General features: G+C 73.2%; 3 protein-coding genes. 1 reads left to right on the top strand and 2 read right to left on the bottom strand.

Annotation, left to right across the window (positions count from 1 at the left end; genetic code table 11):
* Positions 1-45: 45 nt before the first annotated feature.
* A complete protein-coding gene (locus ACGFXC_RS17720) occupies positions 46-10,908 on the top strand; it encodes a type I polyketide synthase (RefSeq protein WP_393713703.1) in 10,863 nt (3,620 codons plus the stop codon).
* Positions 10,909-11,061: 153 nt separating this feature from the next.
* Here the strand turns inward: ACGFXC_RS17720 and ACGFXC_RS17715 are convergent, their stop codons facing one another.
* The gene (locus tag ACGFXC_RS17715; RefSeq protein ID WP_393713701.1) at positions 11,062-12,276 is read right to left on the bottom strand and encodes a cytochrome P450; all 1,215 of its coding nucleotides are present in this window, start codon (positions 12,274-12,276) and stop codon (positions 11,062-11,064) included.
* 143 nt (positions 12,277-12,419) lie between these two features.
* Positions 12,420-18,059 (bottom strand): type I polyketide synthase, encoded by a 5,640-nt coding sequence (locus tag ACGFXC_RS17710; RefSeq protein WP_393713699.1) that lies wholly within the window; start codon positions 18,057-18,059, stop codon positions 12,420-12,422.
* Positions 18,060-18,084: the final 25 nt, after the last annotated feature.

Genomic DNA, 18,084 nt, shown 5'->3' with positions numbered 1-18,084 from the left:
CACGCAGCCGCCGGGCCTTCAATTGCTTCAGAGTGGGGTTTCACGATGACCGAGGACAAACTCCGTACCTATTTGCGTCGGGTCACGGCTGAGCTGCAGCAGACTCGTCAGCAGCTCCAGGACAGCCAGGACCGCGCCCGCGAGCCGCTGGCCGTCGTCGGAATGGCCTGCCGACTGCCCGGCGGAGTCGATTCGCCGGAACAGCTGTGGCACATGGTCGTCAACGGCGTGGACGCGGTGGGAGGGTTCCCGGACGACCGGGGCTGGGACCTCTCCTCGCTCTTCGACAGTGACCCCGATCGCCCGGGAACGACCTACACCCGGGAAGGTGCGTTCCTGCACGGCGCGGGTGACTTCGACGCCGGGTTCTTCGGTATCTCCCCGCGTGAGGCACTGACCATGGACCCCCAGCAGCGGCTGCTGCTGGAGACCTCGTGGGAGGCGCTGGAGCGGGCCGGGATCGACCCGGTGTCGCTGCGCGGCAGCCGCACCGGTGTCTTCGTCGGCGGTACGGCCATCGAGCACACCGTCAAGCTGATGAACTCGCCGACCGACCAGGGATACGCGATCACCGGCGGTTCGGCGAGCATCATGTCGGGCCGCGTCTCGTACGTGCTCGGCCTCGAAGGCCCCGCCGTCACGGTGGACACGGCCTGCTCCTCCTCGCTGGTCGCCCTGCACTCCGCGGCACAGTCGCTGCGTCAGGGCGACTGTTCCCTCGCGCTCGCCGCCGGCGTCGCCGTGATGGCGACCTCCTCGGCGTTCGTCACCTTCGCCCGGCAGCGCGGGCTGGCAGCGGACGGCCGCTGCAAGGCCTTCTCCGACGAGGCGGACGGCATCGGCTGGGGTGAGGGCGCCGCGGTCGTCCTGCTCGAACGGCTCTCGGACGCGCGCCGCAACGGTCACCCCGTCCTCGCGGTCATCCGCGGTTCGGCGGTCAACCAGGACGGTGCGTCGAACGGTCTGAGCGCCCCGAACGGTCCCTCGCAGCAGCGGGTGATCCGGCAGGCGGTCGCCAATGCCGGACTGACCCTCGCCGACGTGGACATGGTGGAGGCGCACGGTACGGGCACGTCGCTCGGCGACCCGATCGAGGCGCAGGCCCTGCTGGCCACCTACGGGCAGGACCGGCACGACGGGCGTCCGCTCTGGCTCGGCTCGCTCAAGTCCAACATCGCGCACACGCAGGCCGTCTCGGGTGTGGCAGGTGTCATCAAGAGCGTGCTCGCACTCCAGCACGGGGTACTGCCCAGGACCCTGCACGCCGAGAACCCGAGCACCCAGATCGACTGGACCGAAGGCGAGGTGGAGCTCCTCACCGCCACGCAGGACTGGCCGGAGACGGGCCGTCCGCGTCGTGCGGGTGTGTCGTCGTTCGGCATCAGCGGTACCAACGCGCACGTCATCCTGGAGCAGGCCCCCGAGGCCGAGCCGGCGGAAGCGCAGCCGGTGGACGAGGTCGCCCCGGCCCTGTCCACGGCGCCGGCCGTGCTCCCGTGGCTGATCTCGGGCAACAGCGAGGCCGCTCTGCGCGATCAGGCGGCGCGCCTGCGGGAACACCTGCGCGCCAAGGACGGCTTCGACGCCGCGGACGTCGGTTTCTCCCTGCTGAGTTCGAGGTCTCGGCTCGCCCACCGTGCCGTGCTCTTCGCGGAGGCCGGCGGCACGCTGCCGGAAGGACTGGAGGCGCTGGCCGAGGGCCGCGACCTGCCGGGCCTCGTCCGGGGAACCGGAGACACCGGCAGTGGTGTGGTGTTCGTGTTCCCGGGTCAGGGTTCGCAGTGGGTCGGTATGGGCCGTGAGCTGTGGGATGCGTCGCCGGTGTTCGCGGAGTCGATGGTGGCGTGTGAGCGTGCTCTGTCGCCGTTGGTGGACTGGTCGTTGCGGGATGTGGTGTTCCGTGAGGCGGATGATCCGTTGTGGGGCCGGGTGGATGTGGTCCAGCCGGTGTTGTGGGCGGTGATGGTGTCGCTGGCGGCGGTGTGGCGTTCCTTCGGTGTGGAGCCGGCCGCGGTGATCGGCCACTCGCAGGGCGAGGTGGCGGCGGCGTGTGTGGCGGGTGGTCTGTCCTTGGAGGACGGTGCCCGGGTGGCGGCGGTGCGCTCGCGTCTGGTGCTGGAGAAGCTGTCGGGCAAGGGCGGCATGGTGTCCGTGTCGCTGCCGGTGACCGACGTCGAGGAGCGGATCGCCGGGTTCGAGGGCCGTATCGGTGTCGCCGCGGTCAACGGTCCGGCTTCGGTGGTGGTCTCCGGTGAGCCCGACGCCCTGGACGAGCTCCTCTCCTCCTGCGAGGCGGAGGGGGTCCGGGCGCGTCGTATCGCGGTGGACTACGCCTCCCACTCCGCGCAGGTGGATGTCCTGAACGAGGATTTGCTGCGTGAGCTGGCGGACATTCGGCCGCAGTCTTCGTCGGTTGCGTTCTACTCGACGGTGTCGGGTGAGCGGATGGATACGGCTGGTCTGGATGCCGGGTATTGGGTGCGGAACCTGCGGGAGCGGGTGCAGTTCGAGCCGGTCACCCGCCTGCTGGCCGAACAGGAATACGGCGTTTTCGTCGAGTCGAGCCCCCACCCGGTGTTGACCATGGCGATCCAGGAGACGCAGGAGAGCGTGCTGGGGGCCGGGGCTGCCATCGGTTCGCTGCGCCGTGAGGACGGCGGTGCGCAGCGCTTCCTGACCTCGCTGGCCGAGGCCTACGTGGCCGGCGCCCAGGTGGACTGGAAGCAGCTGTTCACCGGTACCGGGGCGGGTCGGGTCGACCTCCCCACCTATGCCTTCCAGCACCAGCGCTACTGGATCGCGGACGTCGTGGCACCGGCGGCGCAAGCCGCCGTCGATCCCGTCGACGCCGCGTTCTGGGGTGCGGTGGAGCGTGCGGATGCGGCCGGTGTCGCCGAGCTGGTCGACGGTGGTGCGGTCGGTGCGTGGGAGCCGGTGGTGCCGGCGCTGTCGGCGTGGCGCAGGGGCCGTCGTGAGCGTTCCGTTCTGGATTCGTGGCGCTACCGCACGGTGTGGCGTTCGGTGACGGTGCCCTCGTCCGGCCGTCTGTCGGGTGCGTGGCTGGTGGTGTCTGCGGGTGGTGCGGCTCCGGTGGGGGAGGTCCGGGACGCTCTGGTGGCGGCCGGCGCTGAGGTCACGGTCCTGGAGACCGAGGCCGTCCTCGACCGTGCCGCGCTGGCCGCCCGGCTCGCCGAGACCCCCGATGCACAGGGTGTCGTCTCCCTCCTGGGCTGGGACGAGCGGTCCGCTCTGGCCGCGACACTTGCCCTGCTCCAGGGCCTGGCCGATGCCTCCGTGACGGGCCGGCTCTGGGTGCTGACGCGGGGTGCCGCTTCCGTCGGATCGGCCGATCCGGTCAGTCCCGTACAGACGCAGCTGTGGGCGCTCGGCCAGGTGGCCGGTCTGGAGCAGCCGGGTGTGTGGGGTGGCCTGGTCGATGTTCCTTCCGTATGGGACGAGCGGGTCGCTGCCGGGTTTGTGGGTGTGCTGGCTGCTGGTGGGGGTGAGGATCAGGTCGCGGTGCGCTCCTCGGGTGCGTATGCCCGTCGTCTGGTCCGTGCGCCTCTCGGTGCGAGTTCGGTTCCGGTGCGGGAGTGGAGTCCGCGGGGGACGGTGCTGGTCACGGGTGGTACGGGTGGGATTGGTGCGCATCTGGCGCGTTGGCTGGCGAAGGAGGGTGCGGAGCACCTCGTGCTGTTGAGCCGTCGTGGTGAGGCGGCCGGGGGTGCGGCGGAGCTTGCTGCCGAGCTTCGGGGTCTGGGTGCCGGGGTGTCGGTCGTGGCGTGTGACGTCACCGACCGCGAGGCTCTCGCCGAGGTGATCAAGGCGGTCCCGGCCGAACACCCCCTGACCGCCGTCTTCCACACCGCGGGCATATCCGGCTACGCCGAACTGGCCCTGGCCACCCCCGAACACTTCGACGGAATCTTCTCCGCCAAGGTCGAGGGCGCACGTCACCTCGACTCACTGACCGCGGACCTGCCCCTGGACGCGTTCGTCCTGTTCTCCTCCGGCGCCGCCGTCTGGGGCAGCGCGGGGACGGGCGCCTACGCCGCCGCCAACGCCTACCTGGACGGTCTGGCCTGGGACCGCCGCAGCCGCGGTCTGACCGCGACCTCCGTCTCCTGGGGCGGCTGGCAGGACACCGGCATGGCCGTCGACGGCACCGCCGAGCAGCTGTCGCGGCGCGGCGTCGGACAGATGGATCCGGCCCTCGCCATCGAGGCGCTGCGTCAGGCCATCGAGCAGGACGAGACCGCACTGACCGTCACGGACATGGACTGGGAACGCTTCACCCCCGGCTACACCATGGCCCGCCGGCGCCCGCTCATCGAGGACATCCCCGAGGTGGCCCGCGTGCTGAGCGAGGACTCCGCCGCACCCTTCGAGGACGAGTCCTCCGGCTCCGCACTGCGCGAGGCCCTCGCCGGACTCACCGTTCCCGAGCAGCACGACCGCCTGCTGGAACTCGTACGCACCGAAGCCGCGGCCGTACTGACGCACCAGACCACGGACGAGATCACGGCACACCGGCCCTTCCGGGACCTCGGCTTCGACTCGCTGACCGCCATGGAGCTGCGCAACCGGCTCAACGCGGCGACCGGACTGCGGTTCCCCGCCACCATCGTCTTCGACTACCCGACCCCGCAGCGCATCGCCGGCCACCTGCACGAGCAGCTCTTCGACGGCAGTGCCGCGGCCGCCGCCCCGTCGGCCCCGCGCACGGCGGACGACGATCCGATCGTGATCGTCGGCATGGCCTGCCGGTTCCCCGGCGGGGTGCGCGGCCCGGAGGACCTGTGGCAGCTCCTCGTCGAGAACCGCGACGAGATGACGGACTTCCCGGCCGACCGGGGCTGGCAGGCGCTCGCCATGAACGAGTTCATCGCGGAATCGGGCTCGGCACGCCAGGGCGCCTTCCTGGCCGGGGCCGCCGACTTCGACGCGGCGTTCTTCGACATCTCGCCCCGTGAGGCCCTGTCGATGGACCCGCAGCAGCGGCTGCTGCTGGAGATCTCCTGGGAGACGCTGGAGCGCGCCGGCTACGACCCGTCCGCGCTGCGCGGCAGCCGTACCGGTGTGTTCGTGGGCGGTACCCCGCAGGAGTACACGACCGTGCTGATGAGCTCGACCGAGGCCGCCGGCGGCTACGCCCTCACCGGCGCCTCGGGCAGCGTGATGTCGGGCCGCGTCGCCTACGCCCTCGGCCTCGAAGGACCGGCCGTGACGGTGGACACCGCCTGCTCGTCCTCGCTGGTGACCCTGCACCTGGCCGCCCAGGCACTGCGCAACGGCGAGTGCGACCTCGCACTCGCGGGCGGCGTGACCGTGATGGCCACGCCCGGCGCCTTCGTGGAGTTCTCCCGGCAGGGCGGCCTCGCGGGTGACGGCCGGGCGAAGGCCTTCGCGGCGGCCGCGGACGGCACCGGATGGGGCGAGGGCGTCGGCATGCTGGCCGTCCAGCGCCTCTCGGACGCCGTGCGCGACGGCCGTCCCGTGCTGGCCGTACTGCGTGGCTCCGCCGTGAACTCCGACGGCGCCTCCAACGGTCTGACCGCCCCGAACGGCCCCTCGCAGCAGCGCGTGATCCGACAGGCGCTGGCGTCCGCCGGTCTCGGCACGGCGGACGTCGACATGCTGGAGGCGCACGGCACCGGCACGGCCCTCGGCGACCCCATCGAGGCGCAGGCGCTGCTGGCCACCTACGGGCAGGACCGGCACGACGGGCGTCCGCTGTGGCTCGGCTCCGTGAAGTCGAACATCGGCCACACCCAGTACGCCGCCGGCGTGGCCGGCGTCATCAAGTCCGTGCTGGCGATGCAGCACGGCGTGCTGCCCAAGACACTGCACGTGGACGAGCCCACCCCCCAGGTGGACTGGTCCGGGGGCATGGTGGAGCTGCTGACCGGGAACCGCGAGTGGCCGCAGACGGGCCGCCCGCGCCGGGCAGGCGTCTCCGCCTTCGGCATCAGCGGCACCAACGCGCACATCATCCTGGAGCAGGCGCCCGAGGACACCGGCACCGCGGCGCGGGAGCCCGTGGCGGGTGCCGCGGGCTCCGGAGGAGACGCCCCGGTGGTGCCGTGGGTGATCTCGGCCCGCTCCGAGGACGGTCTGCGGGACCAGGCCCGGCGGCTGGCCGGCCACCTGCGGGAGCAGGACGTCCGCCCGCTGGACGTGGGCTTCTCGCTGGCGGCCACCCGGGCGTCGCTCGAACACCGCGCGGTGCTCGTCGGCGCGGACCGGGACGAGCTCCTGGAGCGTCTGGCGGCGCTGGCCGGGGGCGGTTCCCCCGCCGGTGCGGCACGGGGCGTCGCCGGTGACGGCAAGACGGCCTTCCTGTTCACCGGTCAGGGCGCGCAGCGCCAGGGCATGGGCCGGGAGCTGTACGACGCCCACCCGGTCTTCGCCGAGGCCTTCGACGCCGTCTGCGCCCAGCTGGACACCCTGCTGGACCAGCCGGTCAAGGACGTCGTGTTCGCCGACGGCGCCGCGCTCTCGCGGACCGTGTTCACCCAGGCGGGACTGTTCGCCTTCGAGGTGGCACTGTACGAGCTGGTCAGCTCCTGGGGCGTGCGGGCCGACGTCCTGCTGGGCCACTCCATCGGTGAGCTGGCCGCGGCGTACGTGGCCGGCGTGTGGTCGCTGCCCGACGCGTGCCGGATCGTGGCGGCCCGCGGCAAGCTGATGCAGGCCCTGCCGTCCGGCGGAGCGATGCTGGCCGTGCAGGCCGCCTGCGACGAACTCCCCGAGCTGCCCGAGGGGGTGTCCGTGGCGGCGGTGAACGGCCCGCGCTCGGTGGTCCTCTCCGGCGACGAGGAGCCGGTGCGCGCGCTGGCCGCGGCCTTCCGTGAACAGGGCCGCCGTACCAAGGAGCTGACGGTCAGCCACGCGTTCCACTCGGCGCGCATGGAGCCGATGCTCACCGCGTTCGGCGAGGTCCTGGCCGCGGCGGAGTTCCACGCCCCGCGCATCCCGCTCGTCTCGAACCTGACCGGTGAGATCGCGGGCGAAGAGCTGACCACCCCGGACTACTGGGTCCGGCACGTCCGCGGCACGGTCCGCTTCGCCGACGGCGTCGCGACCGCGATGAGCCGCGGGGCCGACACCTTCCTGGAACTGGGCCCGGGCGGGGAGCTGACCGCCATGGCCGAGGAGAGCCTCGACCACCACGGCCACCCGGGAACCCGCGCGACGTGCGTGCCCGCCCTGCGCCGCGACCAGCCCGAGACCGCCTCCCTGGCCCTGGCCCTGGGACGGATCCACGCCGCCGGCACCCCCGTCGACTGGAAGGCCCTGTTCGCCGGGACCGGAGCGCGCACGGTCGGCCTGCCCACGTACGCCTTCCAGCACAAGCGCTACTGGCTGGACTCCATGTCGGCCACCGGCGGGGATCCCGCCTCCATCGGGCTGACCGCCACCGGGCACCCGCTGCTCGGCGCCGGGGTCGCGCTGCCGGAGTCCGACGGCTTCCTGTTCACCGGCCGGCTCTCCCTGGCCGCCCAGCCCTGGATCGGCCACCACGCCATGCTGGGCACGGCCCTGCTGCCGGGTACCGCCTTCGTGGAACTCGCCCTGCGTGCCGGCAGCCAGGTCGGCTGCGAGCTGATCGACGAACTCACCCTGGAAGCCCCGCTGGTGCTGGGCGAGCAGGGCGGCCGCGCCCTCCAGGTCCTCGTCGGCGGACTCGACGGGTCCGGCCGGCGCCCGGTCAGCCTGTACTCCCGGGCGGACGGTGACGGCGACGACGAGCAGTGGACCCGGCACGCCTCCGGTCTGCTGGCCGACGGCGGCGCGCCCGAGGCGGCCCCGGAGCCGGTGACCGCGTGGCCCCCGGCCGGCGCGACGGAGATCCCCGTCGAGGACTTCTACCCGGACCTGGCCGAGGCCGGATTCGCCTACGGGCCGGTGTTCCAGGGCTTGCGGGCGCTGTGGGACAAGGACGGCGAGCTGTTCGCCGAGGTCCGGCTGCCCGAGGAGGCCGACGGCGAGGACAGCGGGTACGGGGTGCACCCGGCCCTGCTGGACGCGGCGCTCCAGCCGCTCGCGCTCGGCATCCTCGGCGCCACCGCGGACCGCGAGCCCATCAAGGGGGGCATGCCCTTCGCCTGGAGCGGAGTACGGCTGCACGCCACCCACGCGTCGGTCGTACGGGTCCACCTCGCGCCGGCGGGCCGCTCCGAGGTGTCGGTGCTGGTGACCGACGACTCCGGGCTCCCGGTCGCGACGGTCGACTCGCTGACGATGCGCGATCCCGCACTGGAGCAGTTCATCGGCTCCGGCTCCGCGCCGCGCCAGGACTCGCTGTTCACCCTGGCGTGGACCCCGGTGGCGCTGGGCTCGCGCGAGGTCTCCGGCGAGTGGGCGATGCTCGGCTTCGACCCGCTGTCGCTGCGGCCGCGCCTCATCGAAGCGGGTCTGTCCGGTACGCCGTACCTCGACCCGCAGTCCCTCCTCGACACCGTGGAATCGGGCACTCCCGCCCCGGCCGTCGTGGCGATGACCTGCTTCGGCGGTGACCAGGGAGGTGTCCTCGCGGCCACCCACCACGCGGCGCACCGCGCGCTGGAGACCGTCCAGCACTGGCTGTCCGACGACCGGCTCGCGGGTTCGAAGCTGCTGCTGCTGACCCGCGGGGCCGTCCCGGTCCTCGACACGGACCGGACCACGGACATCGGCGGCGCGGCCGTCTGGGGCCTCGTGCGAACGGCACAGTCGGAGCACCCGGACAGGATCGTCCTGATCGACCTGGACGACGACGCCGCCTCCTACCGCGCACTGCCGGCGGCGCTCGCCACCGGTGAACCGCAGCTCGCCCTGCGTGCGGGCGCCGCGAGCGCGCCCAGGCTGGCCAGGAACACGGTGGCGCCCGAGGGCGCCGGGGCCTTCGGGCCCGAGGGCACGGTCCTGATCACGGGCGGCACCGGCGCACTGGGCGCCGTGGTCGCACGGCACCTGGTGGCCGAACACGGCGTACGGCACCTGGTGCTGGCCAGCCGCAGCGGCGCCGACGCGCCGGGCGCGGCGGACCTGGTCGCCGAACTGGGCGCACTGGGCGCCCAGGCGCGGGTGGCCGCCTGCGACGTCGCGGACCGGACCGCACTGGAAGCCCTGCTGGCCGGCGTACCGGCCGGGCAGCCCCTGACCGGGGTCGTCCACACCGCGGGTGTGCTCGACGACGCGACGATCGAGTCGCTGACCCCGGAGCGCGTCGACACCGTCCTGCGGGCCAAGGCGGACGCCGCCTGGCACCTGCACGAGCTCACCCGGGACGCGGAACTGCGGGCGTTCGTGCTCTTCTCCTCCGCCGCCGGCCTGCTCGGCAGCCAGGGGCAGGGCAACTACGCGGCCGCGAACTCCTTCCTGGACGCCCTCGCCGCGCAACGCCACGAGGCCGGCCTGGCCGGTACCTCGCTCGCGTGGGGCTGGTGGGAGCAGCCCGGCGGCATGGGCGCCGAGCTCGGGCGGGCCGAACGCGCCCGGATGGCCCGCGGAGGCGTCACCGCCTTCACGGCCGAGACGGGCATGGCGGCCTTCGACGCCGCACTCGCCGTCACCGGCGAGGCCGTCCTGGTCCCGATGCGCCTGAACACCACGGTCGCCCGGCCCACCGGTGAACAGCAGGTGCCCCCGCTCCTGCGCGGGCTGGTGCGCGCTCCGCAGCGGCGGGCCGCCCGCTCCGACACGCGGGCCACCTCCCGGCTGCACGAGCAGCTGGCCGGAGCGGCCGAGGCCGACCGGCTCTCCGTACTGGCCGGACTGGTCCGTTCCGAGGTCGCACACGTACTGGGCCACTCCGGCGCGGAGGCGATCGAGGACGGCCAGGGCTTCGCCGAGCTGGGCTTCGACTCGCTGACGTCCGTGGAGCTGCGGAACCGGCTCAACGAGCTCACCGGACTGCGCCTGGCGTCCACCGTGGTCTTCGACCACCCCACGCCGGCCGCCCTCGCCGCCGAACTGAGCGAGCAGCTCAAGGGCTCCGTCGCACCGGCCGCCGCGCCGGCCGCGCCGGTCGCGGCGGCGCAGCAGCCGGAACAGGCCGAGGCCGCCGCGGACACCAGCGGGATCGCCGTGATCAACGGTGTCGAAGCGATGTACCGGCGGGCCGTCGAGATCGGGCGCCTGGACATCGGGCACAGCGTGCTGCGCAACTCGGTCGACCTGCGCGAGAACTTCTCGGACCCGGCCGACGTGCGCAAGGGGCCGGATCTCGTGCGGCTCGGTGCGGGCGAGGCCTTCCCGAAGATCATCGGCTTCCCCTCGCAGTCGGTCTGGGCCAGCAACCAGGAACTGGTGTCACTGGCCGAGCCGCTGCGCGGCATCCGCGACGTGTGGTCGCTGATGCTGCCGGGCTTCGTGACGGGCGAGCCGGTCGCGGACAGCGTCGACGCCGCCGCCGCGTACGCGGTACGGCGCATCGAGGAGCTGACGGACGGCACTCCGTTCGTCCTCACCGGGCGTTCGTCCGGCGGCCGGGTGGCGCACGAGGTGACCGCGCGGCTGGAGGAGCGGGGCATCCACCCGCAGGGGCTGGTCCTGATCGACAGCTACCTGGCCGGCTACGACCAGACCTCCTACATCGTTCCCGTGATGGAGGGCAAGGCGCTGGAGCTGGAGAAGGACTTCGGCCGGATGACCGGAAACCGTCTCACCGCGATGTCCGCCTACTTCGCACTGTTCGAGCACTGGCAGCCGAGGGAGATCAAGACCCCGACGCTCCTCGTCCGGGCCTCGGAGTGCTTCGGCGTCGAGCCGGGCGAGGTCGGCCCGCCGCCGGAGAAGTGGCAGGCCGTGTGGCCGCTGGAGCACGACGCCATCGACGTGCCGGGCAACCACTACACGATGCTGGAGGGCAACGGTGACGTGACGGCCGCCGCCATCCACGCGTGGCTGCTCAAGCAGAGGTAACCACGGGGTGGTTCCAGGGGCCGCGTTCCGTCCGGAACGCGGCCCCTTCGCGTTCCACCGCGCCCCCGCTCCGCGTACGGGCCCGCGCACAACGGCGTCGGCCCCCCGGACCAGTTCAGGTCCGGGGGGCCGACGCCGTGCGGGATCGGAGTACTACCAGGTGAGGGGCAGCGACTCCAGGCCGCGGACGATCGAGGCCGGCTTGAGCCGCAGCTCCGACTCCGGGACCCCGAGCGCGAGGTCCGGGAAGCGGGCCAGCAGGGCGGACAGCGCCTCCTGCAGCTCGATGCGGGCCAGCTGCGCACCCAGGCAGTGGTGGATGCCGGCGCCGAACGCGAGGTGCGGGTTGGGCTGACGGGAGAGGTTCAGCTGCTCGCCGTCCTCGAACAGCTCGGGGTCACGGTTTCCGGTCGCCACGGCGGGCATCACCACGACACCGGCCGGAAGCGTCCGGCCGTCGCTCAGCTCGACCGGGGCGGTGGTGAGGCGCGGGATGATCCCGCCGGTCGTGGTGAGCGGCACGAACCGCAGCAGCTCCTCAACGGCCTGCGGGACGGCCTCGGGGTTGGCCCGCAGCTTCGCCAGCTCGTCCGGGTTGTGCAGCAGCGTCAGGACGAACATGCCGATCTGGTTGGCCGTGGTCTCGTGGCCGGCGCTGAGGATGCCGATGGACAGGGCGACGATCTCGCGCGTGGTGAGCGTCTCGTCGTCCTCGCTGATGCGGATCAGGTCGCTCATCAGGTCGTCGGCGGGCTTCTCGCGCTTGGCCGTGACCAGTTCGGTGAAGTAGTTCACCAGGGCCACCGTGGCGGCCTCCTTCTCGACGACCTGCTGCCAGTCACCGAGCAGGGCGTTCGACCAGGCGTGGAAGGTGTCCTGGTCCTGCGCCGGTACGCCGAGGAGTTCGCAGATCACGCGCACCGGGAGCGGCAGCGCGAAGTTCTTGACCAGGTCGGCCGGCTGGGGCTTGGTCTGCATCTCGTCGAGGTACTCGGCGACGAGCTGCGCGACGCGCGGACGCATCAGCTCCATGCGGCGGGCGGTGAAGGCACGGGACACCAGCTTGCGCAGCCGGGTGTGCTCCGGGGCGTCCATGCCGACGAGGGACTCGTTCATCAGCTTGCCGGTCTCGGTCTCCGACATCGCGGCGGCCGCGGCGGCCATGACCTTGCTGCTGAACCGGGGGTCGACGAGGACCTTGCGGATGTCGGCGTGCTTGGTCACCAGCCAGCCGCCCATGCCGTCCGGGAACTTCACCTCCACCACGGAGTCTCCGTCGCGGATCTCCGCCAGCTCGGTCGGCAGGTCACCGATGAAGGACGGGTCCGGGAAGGGGAACGGGACGGGCTCGGCGGTCGATTCGCTCATGGAAGGAACTCCGGTTTCCTGTGGGTTCGGGCTGGAACGGTTCAGAGACCGCGAGAAAGGAAGGGCAAGGGGAAAGGGGAGGCGGCGCCTTCCGCAGGCTATGAGCCGCCAACCCCTAAAGTCCGCCCCTTACATCGCCCCGATTACGCCCCGTGCGCGGAGGGCGACGCGTTGTCCGCGGAGCTGGTGGTCCTGGCCATCGCGAGCAGCGCCGCCACGTCCATGGACTTGATCTCGGCACTGCGGTCGGCGGGCTCCTGCTTGTCCTCGCCCCGGTCCGCGGTCAGTTCGAGCAACGAGGCGAGCAGACCCGTCTCGCGCAGCCGCGCCAACGGGATGGAGGCCAGCGCGCGGCGGACCTCCGCCTCCTCGCCGTCCCTCTCCTGCCCGGCCGCCGGTGCGCCGTCCGGGACCAGCTTGCCCAGCAGCAGCGGCACGAGCGCGTCCAGCGTCGGATAGTCGAAGACCAGGCTCACCGGAAGGCGCAGACCGGTCGCCGCGTTCAGCCGGTTGCGCAGTTCCACCGCGGTCAGCGAGGTGAAGCCGAGGTCGCGGAACGGCCGGTCCGCCTCGATCTGGTCCGGGGAGCCGTGCCCGAGCACCGCGGCGATCCGCCCGCGCACGAGCGCGGACAGGGTCTCCTGGCGCTCGACCGGCATCATCTGTGCCAGGCGGCGGCGCAGCTGGGTGCCCGCGTCCTGCGTCTCCGTGCCGGCGGTGCGGCGCGACGAGGTGCGGAACAGGCCCCGCAGGACCGGCGGGAGCGTCCCGGCGGAGGCCTGGGCGCGCAGCGCGGCGCCGTCGAGGCGGGCCGGGAACAGGACGGGTTGGGCGGAGCGCCAGCCGAGGTCGAACAGGGCCAGGCCCTCGTCGGAGGGCAGCGCCCGGACCCCGCGCATCGGCGTGCCGGCCGAGGCGGCTTCGGTGAGACCGCCGCCCATGCCGCGCTCGGTCGCCCACAAGCCCCAGGCCAGCGAGGACGCGGCGAGACCGCGGGCCCGCCGGTGCTGGGCGAGGGAGTCCAGGAAGGTGTTGGCCGCCGCGTAGTTGCCCTGCCCGGTGCCGCCGAGGGTGCCCGCTATCGACGAGAACAGCACGAAGGCCGACAGGTCCATGCCCTCGGTCAACTCGTGCAGGTGGACGGCGGCGTCCACCTTCGCCCGGAAGACGCGGTCGATCATGCCGGGGTCGAGCGCGGCCAGCAGGCCGTTCTCCGCGGTTCCCGCGCAGTGCACCACCGCGGCCAGCGGCCGTTCGGCGGGGACCGCGGCGAGCACGGCCGCCAGCGCGTCGCGGTCTCCCGCGTCGCAGGCCGTCAGCGTGACCGTCGCCCCGTGCTTCTCCAACTGCCGGACGAGCTCGGTGGCGCCCTCCGCTTCCGGGCCCCGGCGGCTGAGCAGCAGCAGGTTGCGTACGCCGTGCCGTTCGGCGAGGTGGGTGGCGACCAGGTTGCCGAGGCCACCGGTCGCGCCGGTCACCAGCACGGTGCCCGCCGGGTCGAGGTCGCCGAGCGCGGTACCGGGCGGCGCCGCCGTCGCTTCGGCGGCGGCCGCCGGTGCCCGGTCGAGCCGGGGGACCAGCGCCGTTCCCGAGCGCAGGGCGATCTCGGCCTCGCCCGTCGCGAGCGCGGCCGGCAGGGCCCGCCACGACTCGGGCAGACCGTCGGTGTCCAGCAGGACGAACCGGCCGGGGTTCTCCGACTGCACCGAGCGCACCAGGCCCCACAGCGGGGCGGAGCCGAGCCCGGTCGTCCGGTCCTGCGCCGAGGTGCCCACCGCGTGCCGGGTGGCCACCACCAGCGTGACCGGGGCGAGCCGTTCGTCGAGGTCCTCCGCGATCCAGGCGCGGGCCGTGTCCAGGACCTGCTGGGCGCGGTCCCTGGTGGCGGCGAGGAGGCCGGCACCGGCGGGCTCTTCGGCGGCCGTCAGGTCGAGTACGGCGAACCCCGGTACGGGGCCGCCCCCGGCCACGGCCGCGGCCAGCGCGGCGACATCGGCGTGCACCTGGGGTGCGGTGTCCGATCCCGTCCAGCGCGGCCGGCCGGCCGGGGCGGCACCGAGCACGGACCAAGGGGCGGCGTCCGCCTCCGGGAGCGCGAGCGGCGTCCAGGCCAGGGACAGGAGCGAGGGGTGCGCGGCGGACCGGCCGGCGGCCGGCTGCGTCACGTCGACCGGCCTCAGCATCAGCGAACCGACCGTGACGACCGGTGCTCCGGTGCCGTCGACGGCGTGCAGGGAGACGGCGTTCGCCCCGGCGGGGGAGAGGGTCACCCGCAGCGTGGTCGCGCCGCCGGCGTGCAGCGACACCTCGTTCCAGGCGAACGGGCGCAACGGCTGTCCGCCGGTGTCCAGGAGTCCGCCGAGCCCCACCGCGTGCAGCGCCGCGTCCAGCAGCGCGGGGTGCAGCAGGTACTCGGACGCCTGCTCGTGGAGTTCCAGGGGGAGCCGCACCTCGGCGAACACCTCCCGGTCGCGCGACCAGGCCGCGCGCAGGCCGTGGAAGGCGGGCCCGTAGGCGAACGGACTGTCCGGCGACCGCTCGTACAGGCCGTCGAGTCCGATCGGCTCGGCACCCGCGGGCGGCCAGGCGGCCGGCTCCGCGTCCGCGGCGGTGGAGGCCGGGCACAGCACGCCCGAACCGTGCCGGGTCCAGCCGGACGTCGCGATGTCGTCGTCCGTCCGGGCGAAGAACCCGATCTCGCGCCGGCCCGTACCGTCGGGGGCGCTCACGGTGAGCTGGAGGTCGAGGGCGCCGCGCTCGGGGAGCAGGAGCGCGGCCTCCATGGTCAGTTCCTCGATCCGCGGGCATGCGACGAGGTCACCCGCGACCACCGCCAGCTCGACGAACGCCGTCCCCGGCAGCGGCACCGCGCCCATGACGCGGTGGTCGGCCAGCCACGGGTGGTCCCGCAGCGAGATGCGGCCCGTCAGGACGAGCCCGTCGGTCTCGGCGGGTTCGACGACCGCGCCGAGCAGCGGGTGCCCCGGGTTCGCGAGGCCCGCCGCGGTCACGTCACCGGACCCGGAGGCGGCGAGGCGGAGCCAGTAGCGCTGCCGCTGGAAGGCGTACGTGGGAAGGTCCACGCGGTGCGCGCCGGTACCGGCGAACGCCCGGGTCCAGTCGACGGGCGCGCCGGCGACGTGGGCCTCGGCGAGCGAGTTCAGCAGGCGGCCGGTGCCGCCGTCGTCCCGCCGGAGCGAGCCGGAGGTGTGGGCGGTGACCGCGGCGCTGTCGATGGTCTCCTGGACCGCCATGGTCAGTACGGGGTGCGGGCTGATCTCCAGCAGGGTCCGGTGTCCCTCGGCGAGCGCGGCGCGCACCGCTCCCTCGAAGGCCACGGTCTCGCGCATGTTGCGCAGCCAGTAGCGGGCGTCCAGGCCCGAGGTGTCCAGCTGTTCGCCGCTCACCGTGGAGTGGAAGGCGACGGGTGAGGACGTCGGCCGGATGTCCGCCAGCTCACGCAGGAGGTCTTCGTCGAGGGCGTCCACCTGCGCGGAGTGGGAGGCATAGTCCACCGCGATACGACGCGCCCGGACCCCCTCCGCCTCACACGAGGCGAGGAGCTCGTCCAGGGCGTCGGGCTCACCGGAAACCACCACCGAGGCGGGGCCGTTGACGGCGGCGACACCGATACGGCCCTCGAACGCGGCGATCCGCTCCTCGGCCTCCGCCACCGGCAGCGACACCGACACCATGCCGCCCTTGCCCGACAGCTTCTCCAGCACCAGACGCGAGCGCACCGCCGCCACCCGGGCACCGTCCTCCAAGGACAGACCACCCGCCACACACGCCGCCGCCACCTCGCCCTGCGAGTGGCCGATCACCGCGGCCGGCTCCACACCGAAGGAACGCCACACCGCCGCCAGCGACACCATCACCGCCCACAACACCGGCTGGACCACATCCACCCGGCCCCACAACGGATCATCCGCCTCACGGAACACCACATCCCGCAGCGACCAGTCCACCAGCGGCGACAGAGCACGCTCACACGCCACCATCGACTCCGCGAACACCGGCGACGCATCCCACAGCTCACGGCCCATACCGACCCACTGGGAACCCTGACCCGGGAACACGAACACCACACCACTGGCCGAGGCACGGCCGGACACCACACCGGCGCCGTCCCCGCCCTCCGCGACCGCGCGCAGGCCCGCGACGAGCGCCTCCCGGTCACCGCCCAGCACCACGGCCCGGTGTTCGAACGCCGAACGCGTACCCGCCAGCGACAGACCCACATCCGCGGGGCTCGTCTCCGGATGCTCCGCGAGATGCTCCAGGAGCCGCCCGGCCTGCGCGCGCAGCGCGGCCTCGCTCCGGCCGGAGACCACCCACGGCGTCGAAGGCAGTGCGGCCACCGGGCCGGACTCCTCCACCGCGTCCTCCCGATCCGTCTGCGGAGCCTGCTCCAGGATCACGTGCGCGTTGGTGCCGCTCACCCCGAAGGAGGAGACGGCGGCGCGCCGCGGACGGCCCCGGTCCGGCCAGGCACGGCTCTCCGTGAGCAACCGCACCGCACCCCCGGACCAGTCGACGTGCGGGGTCGGCTCGGACACGTGCAGGGTCTTCGGCATGACGCCGTGCCGCAGCGCCATGACCGTCTTGATGACACCGCTGACCCCGGCCGCGTACTGGGTGTGGCCGATGTTGGACTTGACGGACCCCAGCCACAGCGGCTCGTCCGCCGGGCGGTCCTGACCGTAGGTGGCCAGCAGCGCCCGGGCCTCGATCGGGTCGCCCAGCGTCGTACCCGTACCGTGCGCCTCCACCATGTCCACCTCGGCGGTGGACAGTCCCGCGCCGTCGAGCGTCCGCAGGATGAGGCGGCGCTGGGCCGGACCGCTGGGCGCGGTCAGACCGTTGCTGGCGCCGTCCTGGTTGATTCCGGTCCCCCGCAGCACCGCCAGCACCCGGTGCCCGTCGCGCCGCGCGTCGGAGAGCCGCTGCAGGACGACGACACCGACGCCCTCGCCCCAGCCGGTGCCGTCCGCGTCCGCGGAGAACGCCTTGCACCGGCCGTTCGAGGCCAGTCCGCCCTGACGGGAGAACTCGGGGAAGGCACCCGGGGTGGACAGGACGGAGACGCCGCCGGCCAGGGCCAGCGAGATCTCGCCCTTGCGCAGGGCCTGCACCGCCAGGTGCATGGAGACCAGGGAGGAGGAGCAGGCCGTGTCGATGGTGACCGCCGGTCCCTCCAGTCCGAGTACGTAGGCCACCCGGCCGGACAGGACGCTGCTGGAGGTGCCCGTCAGCATGTAGCCGTCGGAGGCCATCGACGAGGCGCCCAGCAGACCGGCGAAGTCACCGCCGGTGCCGCCGAAGAACACGCCGGTGGCGCTGCCGCGCAGGGTCCGGGGGTCCACCCCGGCGCGTTCCAGCGCTTCCCACGAGGTCTCCAGCAGCAGCCGCTGCTGGGGGTCCGTGGCGGTGGCCTCGACCGGGGAGATCCCGAAGAAGCCGGCGTCGAAGTCGCCCGCCCCGTGGAGGAAGCCCCCCTCCAGGGTGGTCGAGGCACCGGACTCCCCGGCGTCGGTGCGGTACAGCCGCTCCAGGTCCCAGCCGCGGTCATCGGGGAAGCCCGACACCGCGTCCGTTCCCCCGGACACCAGCTCCCACAGCGCCTCGGGGCTCTCCGCCCCGCCCGGGTAGCGGCAGGCCATGCCGACGATCGCGATCGGCTCGCGGGCCTTGTCCTCGACCTCGCGCAGCCGTTGCTGAAGTCCGCGCGCCTCGGCGACGGCCCGCTTGAGGTAGTCGCGGAACTTGTCCTCGTCGGACATGGTCAGTGCTCCTTGGTGGTGTGTT

The organism is Streptomyces sp. NPDC048507, assembly GCF_043199995.1.
GTDB lineage: Bacteria > Actinomycetota > Actinomycetes > Streptomycetales > Streptomycetaceae > Streptomyces.
The sequence above is the reverse complement of the archived record's forward strand: the minus strand, read 5'-3'. Positions and strand labels throughout refer to the sequence as shown.